Below are 24,447 nucleotides of genomic sequence, written 5' to 3'. Positions count from 1 at the left end.
TTTAGGTTAGTATATCATATTTTTCTGATTTTTACTGATAGTTTAGTAAAAGTTTAGTAAAAAGGATTGACCTTGGTAAATCCCTTGGATACAATAGAAGAAAACGATTACACGTTAAGATGACTTAACGGACAGTCAAAGGAGAATTTATATGACACAAGATCTTACTACTGAAGCCCTTCGCAAAGATTTTCTTGCCGTTTTTGGTCAAGAAGCAGACCAAACTTTCTTTTCACCAGGTCGTATCAATCTGATTGGTGAACACACGGACTACAACGGTGGTCACGTTTTTCCAGCTGCTATTTCTTTGGGAACTTATGGTGCAGCTCGCAAGCGTGACGATCAAGTTTTGCGTTTCTACTCAGCCAACTTTGAGGACAAGGGTATCATCGAAGTGCCTCTTGCTGACCTCAAATTTGAAAAAGAGCACAGCTGGACCAACTATCCAAAAGGGGTTCTTCATTTCTTGCAAGAAGCTGGGCATGTGATTGACAAAGGGTTTGATTTTTATGTTTATGGGAATATCCCAAATGGTGCAGGCTTGTCCTCTTCAGCATCCTTGGAACTCTTGACAGGGGTTGTGGCAGAGCATCTCTTTGGTTTAAAACTAGACCGTTTGGATTTGGTTAAAATCGGAAAACAAACAGAAAACAACTTTATCGGAGTAAACTCTGGTATCATGGACCAGTTTGCCATCGGTATGGGTGCTGACCAACGTGCCATTTACCTGAATACCAACACTTTGGAGTACGACTTGGTGCCACTTGATTTGAAGGACAATGTCGTTGTTATCATGAACACCAACAAACGTCGTGAACTGGCGGACTCTAAGTACAATGAACGCCGTGCTGAGTGTGAAAAAGCTGTGGAAGAATTGCAAGTTGCCTTGGATATTCAGACCTTGGGTGAATTGGATGAGTGGGCCTTTGACCAATACAGCTATCTGATTAAAGATGAAAATCGCTTAAAACGTGCTCGCCATGCTGTGCTTGAAAACCAACGTACTCTTAAAGCTCAAGCAGCCCTTCAAGCAGGTGATTTGGAAACCTTTGGTCGCTTGATGAATGCATCTCACGTTTCTTTGGAGCATGACTATGAAGTAACTGGCTTGGAATTGGATACCCTTGTTCACACAGCTTGGGCTCAGGAAGGTGTTCTGGGTGCTCGTATGACAGGGGCAGGATTTGGTGGCTGTGCCATTGCCTTGGTGCGAAAAGATGCTGTTGAGGCCTTTAAAGCAGCTGTTGGCAAGCACTATGAGGAAGTCGTTGGATATGCTCCAAGCTTCTATATCGCTGAAGTTGCAGGTGGCACTCGCGTTTTAGACTAGGAGAGAAGTAAATGGACGCTGTAATATTTGATTTAGATGGCTTATTAGCTGATACTGAGATCATTTCTCTAAAAGTTTATCAAGAATTGCTTAAAGATTTTGGAATTCCTTTCACAGAAGAAACATATTCTAGAGAATACAGTGGACATAGGGAAGAGGAGAATGTTCAACGATTTTTAGATAACTATGATTTACCTTGGAACTTTGACCAAACCTTGGAAAAAGTTTATGAACTGGAAGCTCGAATATTAGCCAAAGGTGTAAATTTAAAAAAAGGTGCTAAAAATTTGCTTGCTTTTTTGCAAAGAGAAGGTATTCCAATCGCTCTAGCAACTTCAAGTGTTGAATCTAGAGCTAGAATGATTTTGGATAGTAATGGGATACTGTCCCTATTTGACCATCTAGTTTTTGCAAAAGATGTAAAGCGAAGTAAACCTTACCCTGATATATTTTTAAAGGCCTGTATTGATTTGAATGTTTTACCAGAGAATTGCTTAGTACTAGAGGATAGTGAAGCAGGGATTGAAGCAGCGTATAGAGCTGGGATACCAGTTATTTGTATTCCAGACTTAAAAATGCCAGCACAGTCTTTCTTAAATAAAACAGAACAAGTTTTTCAGGATTTAGATGCTGTCAGAGATTATTTAGAAAGTAAGAAGGAGAATCAATGAGTCAAGGAGTTCTAGATGCATTTATCACGGAAGTCATTGCTGAAAGTTCATTTGAGGAAATGGATCGAATCTACCTAACCAATCGTGTCTTAGCACGAGTGGGTGAAGGTGTTTTGGAAGTTGAGACTGATCTGGATGAGTTGATTGACCTTAAGGACCAGTTAGTCGAGGAAGCAGTTCGATTAGAGACGATTGAGGACAGTCAGACTGCGCGTGAAATCCTCGGTTCTGAACTGATGGACTTGGTAACTCCTTGTCCAAGTCAGGTTAATCGTGACTTTTGGACAACCTATGCTCACTCTCCTGAGCAGGCGATAGGTGATTTTTACCAGCTCAGCCAGAAAAATGACTACATCAAGCTCAAGGCTATTTCTAAGAATATCGCTTATCGTGTACCATCAGACTACGGAGAACTGGAGATTACTATCAATCTGTCTAAACCTGAAAAGGATCCAAAAGAGATTGCGGCAGCTAAGTTGGTTCAAGCTAGCAATTACCCACAGTGTCAACTCTGTCTAGAGAACGAAGGCTACCATGGTCGGGTTAACCATCCAGCTCGAAGCAATCACCGCATTATCCGTTTTGAAATGGCGGGTCAGGAGTGGGGCTTCCAGTATTCGCCCTATGCTTATTTTAATGAGCACTGTATTTTCTTAGACGGCCAGCATCGCCCCATGGCTATCAGTCGTCAGAGCTTTGAGCGTCTGCTGGCTATTGTAGAGCAGTTTCCTGGCTATTTTGCAGGCTCTAATGCCGACCTGCCAATCGTGGGAGGCTCTATTCTCACCCATGACCACTATCAAGGAGGCCGTCACGTGTTTCCTATGGAATTGGCTCCTTTGCAAAAGGCTTTCCGATTTGCTGGTTTTGATCAGGTCAAGGCTGGGATTGTCAAGTGGCCTATGTCAGTGCTACGTTTGACCTCGGATTCAAAAGAAGATTTGATCAACTTGGCTGATAAGATATTGCAGGAATGGCGTCAGTATTCAGATCCTGCAGTGCAAATTTTGGCAGAGACAGACGGGATACCGCATCACACCATTACACCCATTGCGCGTAAGCGTGATGGACAGTTTGAATTGGACTTGGTCTTGCGGGACAATCAGACTTCGGCAGAGCATCCGGATGGCATCTATCATCCCCACAAGGATGTCCAACATATCAAGAAGGAAAATATCGGCTTGATTGAGGTCATGGGCTTGGCTATTTTGCCACCACGCCTGAAAGCAGAAGTGGAGCAAGTCGCTAACTACCTAGTGGGAGAAGATGTCTCAGTTGCCGCTTATCATCAGGAATGGGCAGACCAACTCAAAGTCCAACATTCAGATCTGACGGATAAAGAAAAAGCCCTTGAAATCGTTAAGGACTCTGTGGGTGCTATCTTTGCTCGTGTACTTGAGGATGCAGGAGTCTACAAGCAAACGGAACAGGGACAAGCATCCTTTATGCGCTTTGTTAATCAGGTTGGAATTTTACCAGACTAGTGAATAATTCTTGCCTAGTCTTGTAAAAAGTAGTAGTATGATATAGTGTTTGAAATTTAGGAGGAAAATATGAAAGATTTTCATTTTGACGCTATATCAGCTTTTGAAAATTATGAAATTAAAGAGATGAAAGATGGCCACGTTGAGGTGACGACCAAAGTAGTGGACTCGTCGCTCAACTACTATGGCAATGCCCATGGTGGCTATCTCTTCACCCTTTGTGACCAGATCAGTGGTTTGGTGCTCATCTCGCTAGGACTAGACGTAGTGACGCTTCAGTCTTCTATCAACTACCTCAAGGCAGGGAAACGCGATGATGTGTTGACCATAAAAGGAGAATGTGTCCATCAAGGCCGTACAACCTGTGTCGTGGATGTAGATATCAGCAATCAAGAGGGTAAGAATGTCTGTAAGGCAACCTTTACCATGTTTGTCACAGGCCAGCGGTCAGATGAGAGACAGGTAAGAATATAGAGATAGATGAGTAGGACAAATATAGCCTACTCATTTTTAATTTATGAAATAGGTTAGAAGGAAATATAAAAGAGAGTGGTGAAATACAGGGGTAATGGGTACGTATATGTGGTATACTAGTTATAGTATATTTTAATTGCTTATATCGAGTGAATTCTCATATTAGTGAGGAATTTTTGAATGGAATTACAATTTAATTTAGAATTAGTAGAAAACTATAAAAGTAATAGCCAAAAGGCTCGTATTCTAACGGAAGATTGGGTTTATCGTCAGTCTTATTGTCCTAATTGTGGGAACAATCCCTTAAATCATTTTGAAAATAATAGGCCTGTAGCAGATTTTTTCTGTAATCATTGTAGCGAGGAGTTTGAACTAAAAAGTAAGAAAGGGAATTTTTCATCAACAATCAATGATGGTGCTTATGCAACGATGATGGAGCGTGTGCAGGCAGATAATAATCCTAATTTCTTTTTTTTAACTTACACAAAAAATTTTGAGGTAAATAACTTTCTTGTCCTTCCGAAGCAATTTGTCACACCGAAATCGATTATTCAAAGAAAACCACTTGCACCGACTTCTAGACGCGCCGGTTGGATTGGTTGTAACATAGATTTATCACAAGTACCTTCCAAAGGAAGAATATTTCTCGTGCAAAATGGGCAAGTTAGGGATCCAGAAAAAGTTACAAAAGAATTTAAGCAAAGTTTATTTTTAAGGAAGAACTCTCTTTCAGTAAGAGGTTGGACAATAGAAATTCTAAATTGTATAGATAAGATAGAGGGTTCAGAATTTACCCTTGAAGATATGTATCGTTTTGAAAGTGACCTAAAAAATATCTTTGTTAAGAACAACCATATCAAAGAAAAGATTAGGCAACAGCTTCAAATATTAAGAGACAAAGAAATAATAGAATTTAAAGGTAGAGGAAAGTATCGGAAATTATGAAAACGAAACAACTTGTTGCATCAGAAGAGGTGTATGATTTCTTAAAAGTCATCTGGCCTGATTATGAAACAGAGAGTAATTATGAAAACTTATGTGTAATGGTTTATACTTTATCAGACCCTGATTGTGTGAGGTGGTTATCTGAAAATATGGAGTTTGGTGATGAGAAACAACTTTCTTTATTGAATAAAAAATATAGCTGGGAATATGGAGATGAATTACCAGAGTGGTTGGAAAGCCCAAAACATAGATTATTGCTAATAAGTGAGTTATTGGAGAGAAACTTAAGATGAAAAAGTATACTATAGAAATTACTGAAACTCTAACCCGTTTAGTGAGTATAGAAGCTGAAGATAAGTATGAAGCTGAACGTATTGTAAGAGAAAAGTATAAGAATGGTGAAATAGTTCTTGATGCAGATGATTTTCAGGACTATGAGACTAGCATATATGAGTAGATGTTTTTATTTTGTCACACAAAAAAGAGGTCTACACCTCTTTTTTATTTCTTTTTCCGATTTAATACGGCATTGAGTACAATGGCCAGTAGGCTGGCTACGACGATTCCGTTTGAGAAGAACATTTGGAAGGCTGTCGGCATGCTGACAAAGAGATTACTGTTATTGAGTCCGACACCTGCAGCGATTGAAACAGCTGCGATAAGGAAATTATGTTCATTGTTAGCAAAGTCAACGCGGGCGAGGATTTGCATCCCTTGAAGGGAAACAAAACCAAACATCACCAGCATGGCCCCTCCAAGGACAGGGCTTGGAATGATTTGGGCGAGCGCGCCAAACTTAGGAAGGAGTCCAAGGAGGACTAGAAAACCAGCTGCGTAGTAGATTGGCAGGCGAGTCTTGATACCTGACAATTTAACCAAACCAACGTTTTGTGAAAATCCTGTGTAAGGGAAGGTGTTAAAGATTCCTCCGAGAAGTACGGCTAAACCTTCTGCACGGTAACCGTTACGCAGGCGCGTGCTGTCGATTGGGTCATTGGTAATATCAGACAAGGCCAGGTAAACACCAGTGGACTCAACCATAGACACCGTTGCAATGATACACATCATGATGATGGATGAGATTTCAAAACTCGGTACACCAAAGTAGAGGGGAGTTGGAACATGGACAAGCGGAGCCGCCGCAACAGGGGAGAAATCTACCAAGCCCATGGTAGCAGCAATGGCGGTTCCGACAACCAGACCAATCAAAATGGAAATAGACTTGATAAATCCTTTGGTAAAGATGTTGATCAAGAGGATGATCAGAACAGTGATAGCTGCAAGCAAGAGACTTTGACCAGTTGGCTCTGGGACATTATTTCCCATATTTCCAATAGCGACAGGAATCAAGGTTAGTCCGATGGTCGTAATAACAGATCCTGTTACGATAGATGGGAAGAGATTGGCCACTTTTGAGAAAATACCTGAAATCAGAACTACATAAATCCCTGAAACGATAAGGGCACCAAACATAGCCCCGCTACCGTGACTTTGACCAATCATAATCAAAGGAGCGACGGACTGGAAAGCAACTCCAAGAACGACTGGTAGTCCAATTCCAAAGTATTTATTGAGTTGGAGTTGGAGGAAGGTGGCCACCCCACACATGAAGATATCTGTGGAGATTAGGTAGGTCAACTGTTCAGCTGAATAGCCAAGAGCTGTCGCAATCATGATAGGAACCAGGATAGAACCTGAGTACATGGCTAGTAAGTGCTGTAAGCCAAGAACGGCTGCTTGCGAGTGTTTTTCTTGTTTTTGCATTAGAGATCTGCCTCCTTAAATACGACCTGACCGTTTTCAAAACGTTCCAAACGAGCGAGTGATAGGACAGGATATCCTGCTTTTTCAAGCAAATCACGACCATCTTGGAAAGATTTTTCAATCACGATACCTATCGCTTCAACTTTTGCTCCAGCTTGTTCGATGATGTGGATCAAGCCTTTGGCAGCTTGGCCATTAGCAAGGAAATCGTCAATAATCAAGACCTTGTCCTCTGGTGAGAGGAATTTTCCAGCGATGGAAACGGTGCTGGTTACCTGCTTGGTAAAGGAGTAGACTTGGGCGGTTAAGATGCCTTCGTTCATGGTGATGTTTTTAGCTTTCTTGGCGAAAATCATAGGGACATCTAAGGCTTCAGCTGTAAAAACAGCTGGGGCAATGCCTGACGCTTCAATGGTTACGACCTTGGTAATGCCAGCAGAAGCGAATTTTTCCGCAAATACCTTACCAATCTCTCGCATCAAGCTAAAGTCAACTTGGTGGGTTAAAAAGGAATCCACCTTGAGGATATTGTCCCCCAAGATATGCCCATCCTCAAGGATGCGCTCTTCTAATAATTTCATAAGACCTCCTAAAGTCTAAAAGATACTTCATTTGCTTGTATAGAGTTTCTACTATGTAATAGAAAAAGGACCTACTTAATCCCCTAAGTAAGTCCCCAAAATAGGCATGGCCAACACCATACCTTCAGCTGACATACTCATTGTTAGGTGTTCCGGCACCTTGTAGAAACGTCGTGCCAATTCACGACATAAACAAGTAAAATGATATTCAATTTTAAACAGGCTACTGCCAATGTTTTTATTTTACACCAATTAGCTTTATAAATCAAATGTTTTGTTAGTAAATAGATCATAAAAGCGAACGAAAAAGCCTACAAGGCTAGATAGTATTGTAGACTTCGATTATTCTATTCGCTAAATCTTAAAAAATAACCATCTGGATCCAAGACTGCAAATTCGTGAGGATAGATATAATGATCTCCAACACGAAATTCTCTTTTGGTCAGCGGACGATGGATAGGATAGTCAGCTTCCAGCAGTTTTTGGTGGAGCTGAGGGACATCTTCAATGCCAAAGGAAATATTGACACCGCGCCCGAAAGGATAGGTTAGTTGGGCTAATTCTTCTGTGCTGCCTTCTTCTAGCATAAGTTGGCAGTCTTCAAGCGAGAGGAAGAGAAATTTCTCCTCTGGACGCTCGTATTCGACAGAAAATCCCAGCAAGTCGCAGTAGAAGTGGCGTGACTTTTCGAGGTCAGATACTATAAATTCAGGAATGACTGCATTGTAGTTCATAAAGAAACTCCTTATAGTTCGATTTCTAGAATAATCGGTGTGTGGTCTTGGCGAGCACCTGAGTCAATCATATCAGATTTAGTGACCTTGTCAGCGATGCGGTTACTTGTTAGCCAGTAGTCGATTCTCCAGCCTGTATTGTTGATTTTAGAAGTCTTGCTGCGTTGCGCCCACCAAGTGTAGCGTTCTGGGACATCGCCGTGAATGTGGCGGAAGGTGTCCGTAAATCCAGTTGCCAAGAGGTTGGTAAATCCAGCACGTTCCTCGTCTGTAAATCCTGGTGAACGACGGTTGCTGGCAGGATTTGCAAGGTCGATTTCATTGTGGGCTACATTGTAGTCACCGGTCGCAAGGACTGGTTTTTCTTTGTCTAGTTCAGCCAAGTACTCCGCATATTTGACATCCCAGACCTGACGTTCTTCCAAGCGTTTGAGGCCATCACCAGCGTTTGGTGTGTAAACTTGGGTAACGAAAAATTCATCAAATTCCAAGGTGATGATACGGCCTTCCAAGTCCATGGTAGAAGGGGCACCGATTTCTGGGAAAGTGACAGTGGGTGTGAGTTCTTTCTTATAAAGGAACATGGTTCCAGCATAGCCTTTGCGGGCAGGTTCCTGAGAAGAGCGCCACGTGTTTTCGTAGCCTGGGAAGAGTTCTTCTAAAATTTCCAAGTGTTTCTTTGTAGGACCCTTGGCAGAAAGCTTGGTTTCTTGGATAGCGATGATATCAGCATTTTCAGCGACCAAGGTTTGTAGTACTTCTTGGGACAATTTGGCACGAGTTGAGTCACTAGTTAGGGCAGCATTGAGGGAATCAATATTCCATGAGATGAGTTTCATAAAGTTACCTTTTTCATTCAGATTATAGATTTTATTATACCAAAAAAAGGTCCATTTCCCCAACGTATGGCTTGAAAAATCACTCTCTTTCGTTTATAATTAAGAATGATTTTATGAAAGGGAGTGAAAACACATGAAATTCTATTCTTATGACTATGTCCTCAGCCAAATTGGTCAGCAAAATGGCATCATGCTTGGTTTAGGGATTGTCCTATTAGCTGTGACAGGATTTTTTGCTTTTAAAGCCTATCGAGATAAAAAGGGGACTAAGTTTCGGGAATTGGTCATGATTTTGGCCTTGACCTTGGTGGCCATGCTTTTGGTGACAATCTCAAAATACCAGACCAATCAAGCCTCTAACAACCAATTTCAAACCTCCCTTCATTTCATAGAGGTTGTTTCCAAAGACTTGGGAGTGGATAAATCAGAAGTTTATGTCAATACTTCTGCAGCCACTGATGGAGCGCTTGTCAAGGTAGGTCCAAATTTCTACCGCGCCATGAACGGGAGCCAACCAGACAAGTATCTTTTAGAGAAATTAGAATTGAATCAAACAGACGCTATTGAATTGGTGGAGGTGAACAAATGACACTCAATTATATCGAAATTTTAATCAAACTAGCCTTGGGTCTCTTTTCTCTGGTTTTTGTAATCAATGTGACAGGAAAGGGTAACCTAGCGCCTAACTCAGCGATAGACCAAATTCAGAACTATGTACTCGGGGGTATCATCGGTGGGGTGATTTACAATAGTGCCATCAGCATTCTGCAGTACGCAGTGATTTTGATGATGTGGACGATTTTGGTCTTGACCCTCAAGTGGCTCAATAACAATGTTCGTTTTGTCAAACGCTTGATTGATGGAAAACCAACTCTCCTTATCAAAAATGGGCAGATTGACCCAGAAGCCTGTCGTTCAGTTGGCTTATCTGCATCGGATGTAGCCCTCAAACTTCGTAGCCAAGGAATTTTCCAGATGAAGCAAGTCAAATGCGCTGTGCAGGAGCAAAATGGCCAACTCATCGTGGTCCAAATGGGGGATGAAAATCCTAAGTATCCAGTTGTGACTGACGGTGTGATCCAAGTCGATGTTTTGGAGTCGATTGGTCGTAACGAAGAATGGCTGCTTGATAACCTCAGCAAGCAAGGGCATGACAATGTAGCCAATATCTTTATCGCTGAGTATGACAAGGGTGCGGTCACAGTCGTAACCTATGAATAAGAAAAACCTGGGGTCTTGGCCTCAGGTTTCTATTTGCAATCAGAAAGGGATTTTATGTCCATTATTCAAAAACTTTGGTGGTTTTTCAAGTTAGAAAAACGCCGTTATCTAGTCGGAATCGTGGCCCTGATCTTGGTTTCCGTACTCAATCTCATTCCACCTATGGTTATGGGGCGGGTTATTGATGCTATTACATCGGGGCAATTAACCCAGCAGGACCTCCTTCTTGACCTATTTTACTTGCTTCTTGCAGCCTTTGGGATGTACTATCTGCGCTATGTTTGGCGTATGTATATCCTTGGGACTTCTTATCGTCTGGGACAGATTATGCGGTCTCGCTTGTTTGAGCATTTCACAAAAATGCCTCCAGCCTTTTATCAGACCTATCGTACAGGGGACCTGATGGCACACGCTACAAATGATATCAATGCCTTGACGCGTCTCGCAGGGGGTGGTGTTATGTCTGCGGTTGATGCCTCAATCACAGCTTTAGTGACCTTGTTGACCATGCTCTTTAGCATTTCATGGCAGATGACCTTGGTTGCCATTCTTCCCCTGCCTTTCATGGCTTATGCGACCAGTCGTCTAGGGAGAAAGACCCACAAGGCCTTTGGCGAATCCCAAGCTGCCTTTTCTGAACTCAATAACAAGGTGCAGGAGTCCGTATCAGGTATTAAAGTGACCAAGTCTTTCGGGTACCAGGCGGACGAGCTCAAGTCCTTTCAGGCAGTCAATGAATTGACCTTCCAAAAGAATCTCCAAACCATGAAATACGACAGTCTCTTTGACCCCATGGTTCTCTTGTTTGTTGGTTCGTCCTATGTTTTAACTCTCTTGGTCGGTTCTTTGATGGTTCAGAAAGGGCAAATCACGGTTGGGAATCTGGTCACCTTTATTAGCTACTTGGATATGCTAGTTTGGCCTCTTATGGCTATCGGTTTCCTCTTTAATATTACTCAGCGAGGGAAGGTTTCTTACCAACGGATTGAGGATCTTTTATCTCAGGAATCACCTGTAAAAGACCCTGAGTTTCCTCTGGATAGTATTGAAAATGGACGTTTGGAGTACGCCATTGACAGCTTTGCCTTTGAAAATGAGGAGACACTGACGGATGTTCACTTTAGTCTGGAAAAAGGGCAAACCCTAGGCTTAGTCGGGCAGACAGGCTCTGGGAAAACGTCCTTGATTAAACTTCTCTTGCGAGAATACGATGTGGATAAGGGAGCTATTTATCTAAACGGTCATGATATTCGGGACTATCGTCTGACAGACCTTCGCAGTCTCATGGGCTATGTCCCTCAGGATCAGTTTCTCTTTGCGACCTCTATCTTAGACAATATCCGCTTCGGTAATCCTAACTTCCCCCTTTCAGCAGTTGAGGAAGCGACCAAGCTAGCACAAGTTTACCAAGATATTGTGGACATGCCTCAGGGCTTTGATACGTTGATCGGTGAAAAGGGAGTCAGTCTTTCAGGTGGTCAAAAGCAACGTCTGGCTATGAGTAGGGCTATGATTTTAGACCCTGATATTTTGATTTTAGATGATTCCTTGTCAGCTGTGGATGCTAAGACAGAGTACGCTATCATCGACAACCTCAAGGAGACGCGGAAGGACAAGACAACCATCATCACGGCCCATCGCCTTAGTGCAGTTGTCCATGCAGATCTGATCTTGGTTCTGCAAAATGGTCAAATTATCGAACGGGGCACGCACGATGACTTGCTAGCTCTGGATGGCTGGTATGCCCAAACCTACCAGTCTCAGCAATTGGAAATGAAAGGAGAAGAAGATGCAGAATAAGAAAGAACAATGGGCTGTATTGAAGCGCTTGATGTCCTATCTCAAGCCCTATGGCCTCCTGACCTTTTTGGCACTCAGTTTTCTCCTTGCGACGACGGTCATTAAAAGTGTCATTCCCCTTGTGGCTTCCCACTTTATCGACCAGTACCTCAGCAATCTTAATCAACTGGCCGTGACCGTTTTGCTGGTCTACTATGGTCTTTATCTCCTGCAAACTCTAGTTCAGTATGTTGGAAATCTTCTCTTTGCGCGGGTGTCCTACAGTATTGTCAGAGATATTCGTCGCGATGCCTTTGCCAATATGGAGAAACTGGGCATGTCTTATTTTGACAAGACGCCAGCAGGTTCCATCGTTTCTCGTTTGACCAATGATACCGAGACCATCAGTGATATGTTTTCAGGGATTTTATCCAGCTTTATTTCAGCAGTTTTCATCTTTCTGACCACTCTTTATACCATGTTGGTGCTGGATTTTCGTTTGACAGCTTTAGTTTTGCTCTTTCTTCCCTTGATTTTCCTTTTGGTCAATCTCTATCGGAAAAAATCAGTGAAAATCATCGAAAAAACCAGAAGTCTCTTGTCGGATATTAATAGTAAGCTGGCAGAAAACATCGAAGGAATCAGGATTATCCAGGCCTTTAATCAAGAGAAGCGCCTGCAAGCAGAATTTGATGAGATTAACCAAGAACACTTGGTCTATGCCAACCGATCTGTAGCCTTGGACGCCCTCTTTTTACGTCCTGCCATGAGTTTGCTAAAACTCCTAGGTTATGCCGTTTTAATGGCCTATTTTGGCTACCGTGGACTTTATCTGGGAATAACAGCAGGAACCATGTATGCCTTCATCCAGTACATCAATCGGCTCTTTGACCCCTTGATTGAGGTGACGCAAAACTTTTCAACCCTTCAAACTTCTATGATCTCAGCTGGACGTGTCTTTGCCTTGATTGACGAGAGGACCTATGAACCCCTTCAAAAGGATAGCCAAGCAAAGATTACAGAAGGTAATATTCGGTTTGAGCACGTGTGTTTCTCATATGATGGAAAACACCAGATTCTGGATGATATTTCCTTTTCAGTTAAGAAGGGCGAAACCATTGCCTTTGTAGGTCATACAGGTTCGGGGAAATCTTCGATTATCAATGTCCTCATGCGTTTTTATGAATTTCAGTCGGGGCGAGTTCTCTTGGATGATGTGGATATCCGAAACTATAGTCATGAAGAGTTGAGAAAGAATATCGGTTTGGTCTTACAGGATCCCTTCCTCTATCACGGGACTATCAAGTCCAATATCGCCATGTACCAAGAGATCAGCGATGAGCAGGTAAAGGATGCAGCTGCCTTTGTCGATGCGGATTCCTTTATTCAAGACCTTCCTCTGGGCTATGATGCTCCTGTTTCCGAGCGTGGTTCGAGCTTTTCTACTGGACAGCGCCAGCTTCTTGCCTTTGCTAGAACAGTCGCCAGTCAGCCTAAAATCCTGATTTTGGATGAAGCGACAGCCAATATTGACTCTGAAACAGAAAGTTTGGTTCAAGATTCCCTAGCTAAGATGAGACAGGGTCGGACGACCATTGCTATTGCTCATCGCCTTTCGACCATCCAAGACGCCAACTGCATCTACGTCTTGGACAAGGGGCGTATCATCGAGAGTGGAACCCATGAGGAACTCTTGGCCTTGGGAGGAACCTATCACAAGATGTATAGCTTGCAGGCTGGAGCTATGTCCTAATACTCTTTGGAAATCTCTTCAAACCATGTCAGCTTTATCTGCAACCTCAAAGCTGTACTTTGATTTTCATTGAACATCAGAAGGAAATCCTTCAAATTACAGATTTCTTGCACCGCCTTTTCCATTTTGTGGTATAATGAAAAATGTTGACAAATAGTATAATAAAAACAAAGGAGAAACAGCATGCTGAAATGGGAAGACTTGCCCGTGGAAATGCAATCAAGCGAGGTTGAGTCCTACTACCAGCTTGTCTCTAAAAGGAAGGGTTCGCTGATTTTCAAGCGTTGCCTGGACTGGGTTCTGGCCTTGTTTTTGCTAATTTTGACTTCCCCAGTCTTTCTCATCTTGAGCATTTGGATCAAGTTGGATAGCAAGGGGCCTGTTATTTACAAGCAAGAGCGCGTGACCCAGTACAACCGTCCGTTCAAGATTTGGAAGTTCCGTACTATGGTGACTGACGCGGATAAAAAAGGAAGTCTGGTGACTTCTGCTAACGATAGCCGTATTACCAAAGTGGGAAATTTCATTCGCCGTGTGCGTTTGGACGAACTACCTCAGCTGGTCAATGTCCTTAAAGGCGAAATGTCCTTTGTTGGGACACGACCTGAAGTGCCACGTTACACCGAGCAGTATAGCCCTGAAATGATGGCGACCTTGCTCTTACCAGCTGGGATTACCTCTCCAGCCAGCATCAACTACAAGGATGAGGATACTATCATCAGTCAAATGACGGAGAAAGGTCTGTCAGTTGACCAAGCCTATGTAGAGCATGTCCTTCCTGAAAAGATGCGCTATAACCTCGCCTATCTCCGAGAGTTTAGTTTCCTTGGAGACATCAAAATCATGTTTCAAACCGTGTTTGAAGTGCTAAAATAATGTAGTCATGAGAAAATGAGTACAGATAAAAGGAGCAAATCAATGCCAAATTACAATATTCCATTTTCACCACCCGATATTACCGAAGCTGAAATTGCTGAAGTAGCGGATACCCTTCGTTCTGGTTGGATCACAACAGGTCCGAAGACAAAAGAACTGGAGCGTCGCTTGTCCCAATACACACAGACACCTAAGACTGTCTGCCTTAACTCTGCGACTGCCGCTCTTGAGTTGATTTTGCGTGTTTTGGAAGTGGGACCTGGTGATGAGGTCATCGTTCCAGCTATGACTTATACAGCTTCTTGCAGTGTCATCACACACGTAGGAGCGACACCTGTCATGGTGGATATCCAAGCAGATACTTTTGAAATGGACTATGACTTGCTTGAGCAAGCTATTACTGAAAAGACCAAGGTGATTATTCCGGTTGAGCTTGCAGGGATTGTGTGCGACTATGACCGTTTGTTCCAAGTCGTGGAGAAAAAACGTGATCTCTTTACAGCTGCTAGCAAGTGGCAAAAAGCCTTTAACCGTATCGTGATTGTTTCTGATAGTGCTCATGCTTTGGGATCTACTTATAAAGGGCAACCAGCTGGTTCTATCGCTGACTTTACTTCCTTCTCATTCCATGCCGTTAAGAATTTTACAACTGCTGAGGGAGGAAGTGCGACTTGGAAGGCCAATCCAGCTATTGACGACGAAGAGATGTACAAGGAATTCCAAATCCTTTCCCTTCATGGTCAAACAAAGGATGCCCTTGCCAAGATGCAACTGGGTTCATGGGAATACGATATCGTAACACCAGCCTACAAGTGCAACATGACGGATATCATGGCTTCGATTGGTTTGGTACAATTGGATCGTTACCCAGCTTTGCTACAACGTCGTAAGGACATCGTGGACCGCTATGATCGTGGTTTTGCAGGTTCTCGCATCCGTCCATTGGCACACAAGACTGATAGTGTCGAATCTTCACGCCACCTCTACATCACCCATGTAGAAGGAGCAAGTTTAAAAGAACGCAACCTCATCATCCAAGAATTGGCCAAAGCAGGAATTGCAAGTAATGTACACTATAAACCGCTTCCTCTCTTGACAGCCTATAAGAATCTTGGTTTTGATATGGCAGATTATCCAAGAGCTTATGCCTTCTTTGAAAATGAAATTACGCTTCCTCTTCATACAAAATTAAGCGATGAAGAAGTTGATTACATCGTTCAGACTTTGGTGAGAATTTCTGAAGAAATCCTCGGTTCTGGAAAAAAATAATAAAAAATCTTGACAAAAAGCGGACAATAGCATATAATATTCTCAACAAATCAGAAAAGTAACTATTTTTGATCTTCAGGGAGCCTGTGGTGATTGTGAACAGGTGGTTGGAAGTAGTGAAAGTGGGCTGATTTTAAAAATGAATTTGAAACAATGAAAATTCGGTGCGCACACCTTACAGTGCAACTTGTTGTTAGACAAGGCAGAGATGTAAAGGGGAATAGTCCCTTTATAATTGAGGTGGCACCGCGTTACCAACGCCCTCACACAGAATCCAATCTGTGTGTGGGCTTTTTCATATCTTGAAATCAATACTGAAAGAGGAAAATTTTATGACAACTAAAGGATATTTTGGACAATTTGGTGGCAGTTTTGTACCGGAGCCAATTCAGGCTTTGTTGGATGAGTTGGAAGTGACATTTGACAAATACAAGGATGATCCAGAATTTTTGGCAGAATTTCGCCATTACTTGAAGGATTATTCAGGTCGCGAAACACCGCTCTATTTTGCGGAAAGTTTGACAGACCACCTAGGTGGGGCTAAGATTTATCTCAAGCGAGAAGATCTTAATCACCTTGGTTCTCACAAGCTCAACAACGTTCTAGGTCAAATCCTTCTTGCCAAACGTATGGGCAAAAAACGAGTGATTGCAGAAACAGGAGCTGGTCAGCACGGTGTTGCGACAGCAGCTGCTGCAGCCAAGTTTGGTATGGCTTGTGATGTCTACATGGGGGCAGAAGATGTGGAGCGTCAACGTCTCAATGTTTTCCGTATGGAGATGATGGGAGCAACTGTCCATGCAGTTGAAACAGGCACTCGTACCCTCAAGGATGCGGTCGATGCAGCCTTTGGAGCATGGATGAATGACCTTGAAGCCTTCTACGTTTTGGGATCTGCTGTAGGACCTCATCCTTATCCTACAATTGTTCATGAATTCCAAAAGGTCATCAGTGAAGAATCTCGTCGTCAAATCTTAGAAAAAGAAGGTCGTTTACCAGACTACGTCATTGCCTGTGTAGGTGGTGGTTCCAATGCCATCGGTGCTTATTCGCAGTATGTGGCTGATGAAGAAGTCAAATTGGTTGGGGTCGAAGCTGCTGGGCATGGACTTGATACAGACAAGCACGCAGCCACCATGACAAAAGGTAGTGTCGGAATTGTCGATGGTATGAAGACCTATGCAGTCTTTAAGGAAGATGGAGAGCTGGCGCCAGTTTACTCTATCTCAGCTGGTTTGGACTATCCAGGGGTTGGCCCAGAACACGCCTACTTTAAAGACTCAGGTCGCGTAGAATACGTAGCAGCGACAGATGAAGAAGCTGTTCAAGCCTTGCTCCTTCTAAGCAAGACTGAAGGGATTATCCCAGCAATCGAAAGTTCGCACGCTATCGCAGAAGCGGTTAAACGTGCACCGAAACTAAGTAAAGATGAGGTTATCATCATCAATGTCTCTGGTCGTGGAGACAAGGATGTAGCTGCTATTGCAGACTATCTAGAAGCTAAAAAATAAAAGATGGAAAAATTACAGTCTTTTCTCTCACAGAGAGCTTGTGGTTGCTGGAAACAAGCAGAGAAAGCTGTAAGGTTGGGTCCATCTGAAACGAGAGAAGAAAACATAATTCTCAAGGGAGTGCCCTTTATCGCACAGCCTGTTATAGGAAAGTTCTGAGACAGGAATGAGAGATAGGAGAAATCCTATAATTGAGGTGGCACCGCGAATTTCGTCCTCACGCAAGTTATTTTGCGTGGGGATTTTTCATACAGTCGCCACGGACTAGAAGTAGAACTGAAAGGGAAATTACAATGGAACGAATCATTCATGGAGATGTCTTATCACCAATCTTGGCTTATATGCGCTTAAAAGGACAACACAAGGTGATCTTAGAAAGTATTCCGAGAGACAAGGAAACCGCTCGTTTTTCTATCCTAGCCTATAATCCTGTTTTTGAGATTCAGTTTGAAAATGGAGTCCTTTATCAAAATGGTCAAGTGATTGATCGGGATCCCTTGGATTTCCTTTATGAAGTGACTCATAAGAGCCAACACCATTCAGATCTCCCTTTTGGTGGGGGAGCTATTGGCTTTGTCGGTTACGATATGATTTCGCTCTATGAAGAAATCGGTCAAATTCCTGAAGATACCATTGGGACGCCAGACATGCATTTCTTTGTCTATGAGAGTTATATGGTCTTTGACCATAAGAAGGAAAAAATTCATGTCATAGAGGATGCTCTTTATAGCGATCGCAGTCAAGAAGATTTGGAAAAAGCCTTGAACCAAGTGCTTGAGGAATTACGCATTCCTGCTCCAAATGAATTTGAAGATTTGGATCTATCTCCTCTAGACTTCAAACCGCATATCGCTCCTCAGAAGTTTGAGCAAATGGTGGAAACCGCTCGTGACTTGATTCGTAATGGTGATATGTTCCAATGTGTGCTCAGTCAGCGTTTCTCAGCAGAAGTTACTGGAAATCCATTTGACTTCTACAGAAATCTCCGCGTGACCAATCCATCTAATTATCTCTATTTCTATGATTTTGGGGATTATCAAATCATCGGTGCCAGTCCTGAAAGTTTGGTTTCAGTCAAAAATGGTATCGTGACAACCAATCCGATTGCTGGTACGCGGCCAAGAGGAGCTACAGATGAAGAGGACAAGGCCTTGGCGACAGACCTGCTTTCTGATGAGAAGGAAACAGCAGAACATCGGATGTTGGTAGATTTGGGGCGCAATGATATCGGCCGCATCTCTGAAACAGCCAGTGTCCAAGTCACCAAGTATATGGAAGTGGAGCTTTTCCGCTATGTCATGCATTTGACCAGCGTGGTCAAGGGACGTTTGCTTCCAGACCTCACTGCCATGGATGCTTTGAAAGCTACACTTCCAGCTGGAACAGTTTCAGGAGCACCAAAGATTCGGGCCATGAGACGCATCTATGAACTGGAGACGGAAAAACGAGGCGTATACGCAGGAGCAATCGGCTACTTGTCTGCGACGGGTGATATGGATTTCGCCATTGCCATCCGAACCATGATTCTCAAAGATCAAACAGCCTATGTGCAGGCTGGGGCAGGGATTGTCTATGACTCTATCGCCCAAAACGAATACCAAGAAACCATTAACAAGGCTAAATCTATGACTAGAATTGGAGAACTAAGACCATGATTTTATTGATTGACAACTATGATTCTTTTACCTATAACTTGGCTCAATACATTGGGAATTTTGCAGAAGTGCAGGTCTTGAGAAATGATGATTCCAAGCTGTATGAAGAAGCTGAAAAAGCAGATGGTCTGGTCTTTTCTCCCGGTCCTGGTTGGCCAGTGGATGCCGGAAAGATGGAAGACATGATTCGTGACTTTGCAGGCAAGAAGCCAATTCTAGGGATTTGTTTGGGTCATCAAGCCATTGCAGAAGTCTTTGGTGGCAAGCTAGGTTTGGCTCCAAAAGTCATGCATGGGAAACAGAGCCATATCAACTTTGAAGCGCCATCTGTTCTCTATCAAGGCATTGAGGATGGTCGTCCAGTCATGCGTTATCACAGTATTTTGATTGAAGAAATGCCTGAAGACTTTGAAGTGACAGCTCGTTCGACTGATGACCAAGCTATTATGGGAATTCAACACAAAAGCCTGCCGATTTATGGCTTCCAGTACCATCCAGAAAGCATCGGAACGCCAGATGGCTTGTCTTCTATTCGGAATTTTATCGAGAAGGTTGTAAAGTGAGGAAACTAGGATGAAAGAGATTATTGAAAAATTAGCAAAATTTGAACATTTATCAGGTGTGGAAATGACGGATGTCATTGAGCGTATCGTAACTGGGCGCGTAACAGAAGCTCAGATTGCTTCTCTCCTTTTAGCTCTTAAGATGAAGGGGGAAACACCGGAAGAGCGCACAGCTATTGCTCAAGTCATGAGAGGACATGCCCAACACATTCCAACTGAAATCCATGATGCTATGGATAACTGCGGTACAGGTGGAGACAAGTCTTTCAGTTTTAATATCTCCACAACTGCAGCCTTTGTCTTGGCTGGTGGTGGCATTCATATGGCCAAGCACGGTAACCGTTCGATTTCTTCTAAATCGGGTTCTGCAGATGTCCTTCAAGCATTAGGCATCAATCTTGACCTCAAACCAGCTGAACTAGGTAAGGTTTTCGATAAAACTGGAATCGTCTTTCTCTTTGCTAAAAATATGCATCCAGCTATGAAATACATCATGCCAGCTCGTTTGGAATTGGGAATTCCAACAATCATGAACTTGACTGGTCCACTGATTCACCCAATGGCTTTGGAAACACAGCTTCTTGGTATTAGTCGTCCAGAGCTGCTAGAAAGTACCGCTCAGGTTTTGAAAAATATGGGGCGAAAACGTGCCATCGTAGTTGCTGGACCAGAAGGTCTTGATGAAGCTGGCTTGAACGGGACAACCAAGATTGCTCTTCTTGAAAATGGCGAAATTACCTTATCAAGCTTTACTCCAGAGGATTTGGGGATGGAACGCTACGCTATCGAAGATATCCGTGGTGGGAATGCTCAGGAAAATGCAGAAATTTTGCTCAGCGTTCTTAAAAATGAACCAAGTCCATTTTTGGAAACGACAGTTTTAAATGCTGGTCTTGGTTTCTATGCCAATGGTAAGGTAGCTAGTATCAAGGAAGGAGTTGCCTTGGCCCGTCAAGTAATTGCTAGTGGCAAGGCCCTTGAAAAACTCAGACTGTTACAGGAGTACCAAAAATGAGTCAGGAATTTTTAGCACGAATTTTGGAGCAGAAGGCGCGTGAGGTCAAGCAAATGGAGCTGGAGGAAATCCAGCCCTTGCGCCAGACCTATCGCTTGGCAGCATTTTTGAAGAATCACCAGGACCGTTTGCAGGTAATCGCTGAGGTCAAGAAGGCTAGCCCTAGTCTGGGAGATATCAATCTAGATGTGGATATTGTGCAACAGGCCCAGACTTATGAAGCGAACGGCGCAGTGATGATTTCGGTTTTGACAGATGAGGTTTTCTTTAAAGGGCATTTGGATTATTTGCGAGAGATTTCCAATCAGGTAAACATTCCAACGCTCAACAAGGACTTTATCATCGATGAAAAGCAAATCATCCGAGCTCGCAATGCAGGTGCGACAGTTATCTTGCTCATCGTAGCGGCTTTATCAGAAGAACGCCTCAAGGAACTGTATGATTATGCGACAGAGCTAGGTCTAGAAGTTTTGGTGGAAACTCACAATCTAGCTGAACTAGAAGTGGCCCACAGACTTGGTGCTGAGATTATTGGGGTTAATAACCGCAACTTGACCACCTTTGAGGTCGATTTGCAGACCAGTGTAGACTTGGTCCAGCACTTTAAGGAAGGTCGCTATTACATTTCTGAATCTGCTATTTTCACAGGGCAGGATGCGGAACGAGTAGCACCATACTTTAACGGAATTTTGGTGGGAACAGCTCTCATGCAGGCAGAAGATGTAGCCCAGAGAATCAAGGAGTTGCAGATTGACAAAGGTTAAGATTTGTGGATTGTTGACCAAAGAAGCGGTAGAGACAGCCGTATCAGCAGGGGCAGACTATATCGGTTTTGTCTTCGCACCCAGTAAAAGACAGGTGACCTTGGAAGAGGCTACAGAGCTGGCAAAGCTCATTCCTGTTAACGTTAAAAAAGTTGGTGTATTTGTTTCACCAAGTCGGACAGAATTGCTAGAAGTGATTGAAAAAGTTGGTCTGGACTTGGTTCAAGTTCATGGTCAGGTAGCAGATGATTTGTTTGAGAATCTGCCTTGTGCCAGCATTCAGGCTGTGCAGGTGGATGGAGATGGTCATGTCCCCAATTCTCAGGCGGATTATCTCCTCTTTGATGCCCCTGTGGCTGGGAGTGGCCAGACCTTTGACTGGGGACGATTGGATACGTCTGGACTAGCCCAGCCATTTTTCATCGCAGGTGGGCTTAATGAAGACAATGTAGAAGAAGCAATTCAACACTTTACTCCCTATGCAGTAGATGTATCGAGTGGAGTGGAGACAGATGGACAGAAAGATCATGAAAAGATTAGAAGATTTATAGAGAGGGTAAAGCATGGCATATCAAGAACCAAATAAAGATGGATTTTATGGAAAATTCGGCGGACGTTTCGTCCCAGAAACATTGATGACAGCAGTTTTGGAGTTGGAAAAAGCCTACCGTGAAAGTCAGGCAGACCCCAGTTTCCAAGAGGAATTAAAGCAGCTCTTACGCCAGTATGTAGGACGTGAAACTCCCCTTTACTACGCAAAAAACTTGACCCAGCATATCGGAGGAGCCAAGATTTACCTCAAACGGGAAGACCTCAACCATACAGGGGCTCACAAGATTAACAATGCCTTGGGACAAGTTCTTCTGGCTAAACGCATGGGTAAAAAGAAAATTATCGCTGAAACTGGTGCTGGTCAGCACGGTGTGGCAACTGCAACAGCTGCGGCCCTCTTTAACATGGAATGTACCATCTATATGGGTGAGGAAGATGTCAAACGCCAAGCCCTTAATGTCTTTCGTATGGAGCTTTTGGGAGCTAAGGTTGAGGCCGTGACAGATGGTTCGCGCGTGCTCAAGGATGCAGTTAATGCAGCCCTTCGTTCATGGGTGGCAAATATCGATGATACCCACTATATCCTTGGTTCTGCCTTGGGACCTCATCCTTTCCCAGAAATCGTTCGTGACTTCCAAAGTGTCATCGGTCGAGAGGCTAAACAACAGTACCGTGACTTGACAGGTCAAGATTTGCCAGATGCCCTAGTAGCCTGTGTTGGTGGTGGTTCTAATGCTATTGGTCTCTTTCATCCATTTGTAGAAGATGAGTCTGTAGCTATGTATGGGGCTGAAGCAGCTGGACTTGGTGTGGATACAGAGCACCACGCAGCGACTTTGACCAAGGGTCGTCCGGGTGTCCTTCACGGTTCGCTTATGGATGTGCTCCAAGATGTTCATGGTCAAATTCTTGAGGCTTTCTCTATTTCAGCAGGTTTGGACTATCCTGGTATCGGTCCAGAACACTCTCACTACCACGATATCAAACGTGCCAGCTATGTCCCCGTGACAGATGAGGAAGCCTTGGAAGGATTCCAGCTCTTGTCTCGTGTGGAAGGGATTATCCCAGCCTTGGAATCTAGCCACGCTATCGCCTTTGCAGTGAAATTGGCCAAAGAACTTGGTCCAGACAAGTCAATGATTGTCTGCCTATCCGGTCGTGGGGACAAGGATGTAGTTCAAGTCAAGGACCGCTTGGAAACAGATGCAGCAAAGAAGGGAGAAGCTCATGCCTAAGACTCTAACAGAAAAATTGAATGCTATCAAAGCAGCAGGAAAAGGAATTTTCGTTCCCTATATCATGGCTGGAGACCATGAGAAAGGTTTGGATGGTCTCGCTGAAACAATCCACTTTTTAGAAGATTTGGGTGTTTCAGCTATTGAAGTGGGCATTCCCTTTTCAGATCCTGTTGCAGATGGACCTGTGATCGAAGAAGCAGGCTTGCGCAGTCTAGCTCATGGAACTTCTACCCAGGATTTGGTTGAAACCTTGAAAACCATTCAAACAGAAGTTCCACTTGTCATCATGACCTACTTCAACCCCCTCTTTCAGTACGGTGTGGAGAAATTTGTCAAAGATCTGGCAGATACAGCAGTTAAGGGCTTGATTATCCCAGACCTGCCTCATGAGCATGCCAACTTTGTAGAGCCCTTTTTGGCAGATACAGACATTTCCTTGATCCCCCTAGTTAGCTTGACGACAGGAATTGACCGTCAAAAGGAACTCATTGAAGGTGCAGAAGGTTTTATCTATGCAGTTGCCATCAATGGGGTGACAGGAAAGTCAGGAAATTACCGTGCAGACTTGGACAAGCACTTAGCACAATTGCATCAAGTAGCTGACATCCCAGTCTTGACAGGATTTGGTGTGTCTAGTCAGGCTGATGTAGAACGCTTCAATGCGGTGTCAGATGGCGTTATCGTCGGTTCGAAAATTGTAAAAGCTCTCCACCAAGGAGAGCCAATTCAGGACTTTATCAAACAAGCAGTAGCTTACCAAAAATAATCACACAGGCAGCAAGTAAGAGGAAAGGCACGAAAGGAAGTCTTTCCTTTTTCTTTTGCGAAAGAAAGGCTAAAATCCCTGCCGCAGAAGCAAACTGGATCAAGATGAGTAATTCTGTCGCGCTAAAGATGAGAGAACAAGAAGCTAGAAAGAGGAAATCTCCTGCGCCTATGCGGATATCAATAAAATGAGCCATGATTCCGAGGACAAGAAAGAAGACCATAACCAGATTCCAATCAGTGCAGGCCATGAGGATTAGGTGGAAAGTCATCCAGACTAGCAAAGGATATTCCTGATGGCGAAAATCATAGATTCCCAAGGTCAAGCCAGCAGTGATGAGGATGGCTTGACCCAAGGAAATCCAACCCAAAGACCAAGTCAGAAAGAGGACACCCAAGCCCAATTCAAAGAGGGCATACCAGAATGGATAGCGAATCTTGCAGTAGCGACAGCGAAAGCGATTGAAGACCTGAGATACAATAGGAATCAAATCTAAGGGTCGCAAGCGAGTCTGACAGGAATCGCAGTGACTAGCTGGTCGAATAATGGATTGCTCAGGGAAACGGTCAATGACCAAACCCAAGAAAGAAGCGAGAATGCTCCCAACAAGAAAAAAATAAAGATCAATCATACTTATCTATTCGTAAAAAATAAGAGAAGTAG

General features: G+C 43.4%; 24 protein-coding genes, 1 pseudogene, 1 riboswitch and 2 other annotated features. Of the genes and pseudogenes, 20 read left to right on the top strand and 5 right to left on the bottom strand.

The annotated features are described in order from the left end of the window. The first annotated feature begins 151 nt into the window (after positions 1-151). From A0739_RS01060 to A0739_RS10555, 6 genes and pseudogenes are all read left to right on the top strand, one after another. Entirely contained in the window at positions 152-1,330 is a 1,179-nt protein-coding gene (locus tag A0739_RS01060) for a galactokinase (protein WP_045616738.1), read from the top strand. A gap of 11 nt (positions 1,331-1,341) precedes the next feature. Then, positions 1,342-2,001, top strand: coding sequence for an HAD family hydrolase (locus tag A0739_RS01055; protein WP_000340242.1), 660 nt, complete (start codon positions 1,342-1,344; stop codon positions 1,999-2,001). After that, on the top strand, positions 1,998-3,485 hold the full coding sequence (locus tag A0739_RS01050; protein WP_000077634.1) for a UDP-glucose--hexose-1-phosphate uridylyltransferase: 1,488 nt from the start codon (positions 1,998-2,000) through the stop codon (positions 3,483-3,485). The genes A0739_RS01055 and A0739_RS01050 overlap by 4 nt, the downstream gene beginning before the upstream one ends. A 69-nt stretch (positions 3,486-3,554) precedes the next feature. Beyond that, positions 3,555-3,959: a PaaI family thioesterase gene (locus A0739_RS01045; RefSeq protein WP_000651225.1), complete on the top strand. Its 405-nt coding sequence runs from the start codon at positions 3,555-3,557 to the stop codon at positions 3,957-3,959. Positions 3,960-4,139: 180 nt separating this feature from the next. Further along, entirely contained in the window at positions 4,140-4,904 is a 765-nt protein-coding gene (locus tag A0739_RS01040) for a DpnI domain-containing protein (protein WP_000422786.1), read from the top strand. Next, a pseudogene (locus A0739_RS10555) lies at positions 4,901-5,361 on the top strand (DpnD/PcfM family protein). Before A0739_RS01040 ends, A0739_RS10555 begins: the two are co-directional and overlap by 4 nt. Positions 5,362-5,405: 44 nt before the next feature. Here the strand turns inward: A0739_RS10555 and A0739_RS01030 are convergent. The 4 genes from A0739_RS01030 to A0739_RS01015 form a co-directional block, all read right to left on the bottom strand. Beyond that, positions 5,406-6,668 (bottom strand): nucleobase:cation symporter-2 family protein, encoded by a 1,263-nt coding sequence (locus A0739_RS01030; protein WP_061586767.1) that lies wholly within the window; start codon positions 6,666-6,668, stop codon positions 5,406-5,408. Beyond that, entirely contained in the window at positions 6,668-7,249 is a 582-nt protein-coding gene (locus tag A0739_RS01025) for a xanthine phosphoribosyltransferase (RefSeq protein WP_061586766.1), read from the bottom strand. The genes A0739_RS01030 and A0739_RS01025 overlap by 1 nt, the downstream gene beginning before the upstream one ends. Before the next feature lie 120 nt (positions 7,250-7,369). Then, positions 7,370-7,465, bottom strand: a riboswitch (purine riboswitch). Between the two features lie 131 nt (positions 7,466-7,596). Further along, positions 7,597-7,983 carry a bleomycin resistance protein gene (locus tag A0739_RS01020; protein ID WP_061586765.1) on the bottom strand — a complete coding sequence of 129 codons (387 nt, stop codon included), beginning with the start codon at positions 7,981-7,983 and terminating at the stop codon, positions 7,597-7,599. 11 nt (positions 7,984-7,994) lie between these two features. Continuing rightward, positions 7,995-8,822 carry an exodeoxyribonuclease III gene (locus tag A0739_RS01015; protein WP_061586783.1) on the bottom strand — a complete coding sequence of 276 codons (828 nt, stop codon included), beginning with the start codon at positions 8,820-8,822 and terminating at the stop codon, positions 7,995-7,997. Between the two features lie 133 nt (positions 8,823-8,955). On the opposite strand from A0739_RS01015, the gene A0739_RS01010 reads away from it, so the two are divergent. The 14 genes from A0739_RS01010 (at position 8,956) to trpA (ending at position 23,784) form a co-directional block, all read left to right on the top strand. Then, on the top strand, positions 8,956-9,411 hold the full coding sequence (locus A0739_RS01010; RefSeq protein WP_061586764.1) for a DUF3290 family protein: 456 nt from the start codon (positions 8,956-8,958) through the stop codon (positions 9,409-9,411). Then, the gene (locus A0739_RS01005; RefSeq protein ID WP_061586763.1) at positions 9,408-10,043 is read left to right on the top strand and encodes a DUF421 domain-containing protein; all 636 of its coding nucleotides are present in this window, start codon (positions 9,408-9,410) and stop codon (positions 10,041-10,043) included. Before A0739_RS01010 ends, A0739_RS01005 begins: the two co-directional genes overlap by 4 nt. Positions 10,044-10,097: 54 nt before the next feature. Next, complete coding sequence (locus A0739_RS01000; protein ID WP_061586762.1) at positions 10,098-11,843, top strand: ABC transporter ATP-binding protein; 1,746 nt, start codon at positions 10,098-10,100, stop codon at positions 11,841-11,843. Next, positions 11,833-13,575, top strand: a complete 1,743-nt coding sequence (locus A0739_RS00995; RefSeq protein ID WP_061586761.1) for an ABC transporter ATP-binding protein — start codon at positions 11,833-11,835, stop codon at positions 13,573-13,575. Before A0739_RS01000 ends, A0739_RS00995 begins: the two co-directional genes overlap by 11 nt. Before the next feature lie 183 nt (positions 13,576-13,758). After that, the gene (locus A0739_RS00985) at positions 13,759-14,451 is read left to right on the top strand and encodes a sugar transferase (RefSeq protein WP_061586760.1); all 693 of its coding nucleotides are present in this window, start codon (positions 13,759-13,761) and stop codon (positions 14,449-14,451) included. A gap of 42 nt (positions 14,452-14,493) precedes the next feature. Next, positions 14,494-15,720 (top strand): DegT/DnrJ/EryC1/StrS family aminotransferase, encoded by a 1,227-nt coding sequence (locus A0739_RS00980; RefSeq protein WP_061586759.1) that lies wholly within the window; start codon positions 14,494-14,496, stop codon positions 15,718-15,720. Positions 15,721-15,762: 42 nt separating this feature from the next. Then, positions 15,763-15,988 (top strand) — a binding site (T-box leader). Positions 15,989-16,052: 64 nt separating this feature from the next. Further along, entirely contained in the window at positions 16,053-17,231 is a 1,179-nt protein-coding gene (trpB, locus tag A0739_RS00975; protein WP_061586758.1) for a tryptophan synthase subunit beta, read from the top strand. After that, positions 17,228-17,453: a binding site (T-box leader), on the top strand. It overlaps the preceding gene by 4 nt. A 71-nt stretch (positions 17,454-17,524) precedes the next feature. Then, on the top strand, positions 17,525-18,886 hold the full coding sequence (gene trpE / locus A0739_RS00965) for an anthranilate synthase component I (protein ID WP_061586757.1): 1,362 nt from the start codon (positions 17,525-17,527) through the stop codon (positions 18,884-18,886). Next, positions 18,883-19,449: an aminodeoxychorismate/anthranilate synthase component II gene (locus tag A0739_RS00960; RefSeq protein ID WP_061586756.1), complete on the top strand. Its 567-nt coding sequence runs from the start codon at positions 18,883-18,885 to the stop codon at positions 19,447-19,449. The genes trpE and A0739_RS00960 overlap by 4 nt, the downstream gene beginning before the upstream one ends. Before the next feature lie 10 nt (positions 19,450-19,459). Continuing rightward, entirely contained in the window at positions 19,460-20,464 is a 1,005-nt protein-coding gene (gene trpD / locus A0739_RS00955; RefSeq protein ID WP_000658673.1) for an anthranilate phosphoribosyltransferase, read from the top strand. After that, positions 20,461-21,228 (top strand): indole-3-glycerol phosphate synthase TrpC, encoded by a 768-nt coding sequence (trpC, locus tag A0739_RS00950; RefSeq protein WP_061586755.1) that lies wholly within the window; start codon positions 20,461-20,463, stop codon positions 21,226-21,228. Before trpD ends, trpC begins: the two co-directional genes overlap by 4 nt. Continuing rightward, entirely contained in the window at positions 21,215-21,814 is a 600-nt protein-coding gene (locus A0739_RS00945; RefSeq protein ID WP_061586754.1) for a phosphoribosylanthranilate isomerase, read from the top strand. Before trpC ends, A0739_RS00945 begins: the two co-directional genes overlap by 14 nt. Next, complete coding sequence (gene trpB / locus A0739_RS00940) at positions 21,792-23,015, top strand: tryptophan synthase subunit beta (RefSeq protein WP_061586753.1); 1,224 nt, start codon at positions 21,792-21,794, stop codon at positions 23,013-23,015. The genes A0739_RS00945 and trpB (A0739_RS00940) overlap by 23 nt, the downstream gene beginning before the upstream one ends. Further along, complete coding sequence (gene trpA / locus A0739_RS00935; protein ID WP_061586752.1) at positions 23,008-23,784, top strand: tryptophan synthase subunit alpha; 777 nt, start codon at positions 23,008-23,010, stop codon at positions 23,782-23,784. The genes trpB (A0739_RS00940) and trpA overlap by 8 nt, the downstream gene beginning before the upstream one ends. Here the strand turns inward: trpA and A0739_RS00930 are convergent. Further along, entirely contained in the window at positions 23,756-24,415 is a 660-nt protein-coding gene (locus A0739_RS00930; protein WP_061586751.1) for a prepilin peptidase, read from the bottom strand. The genes trpA and A0739_RS00930 overlap by 29 nt on opposite strands. Positions 24,416-24,447 lie beyond the last annotated feature (32 nt).

It is taken from the genome of Streptococcus oralis, assembly GCF_001588645.1.
GTDB lineage: Bacteria > Bacillota > Bacilli > Lactobacillales > Streptococcaceae > Streptococcus > Streptococcus oralis_AB.
This window is presented reverse-complemented; position numbering and strand designations above follow the sequence as displayed.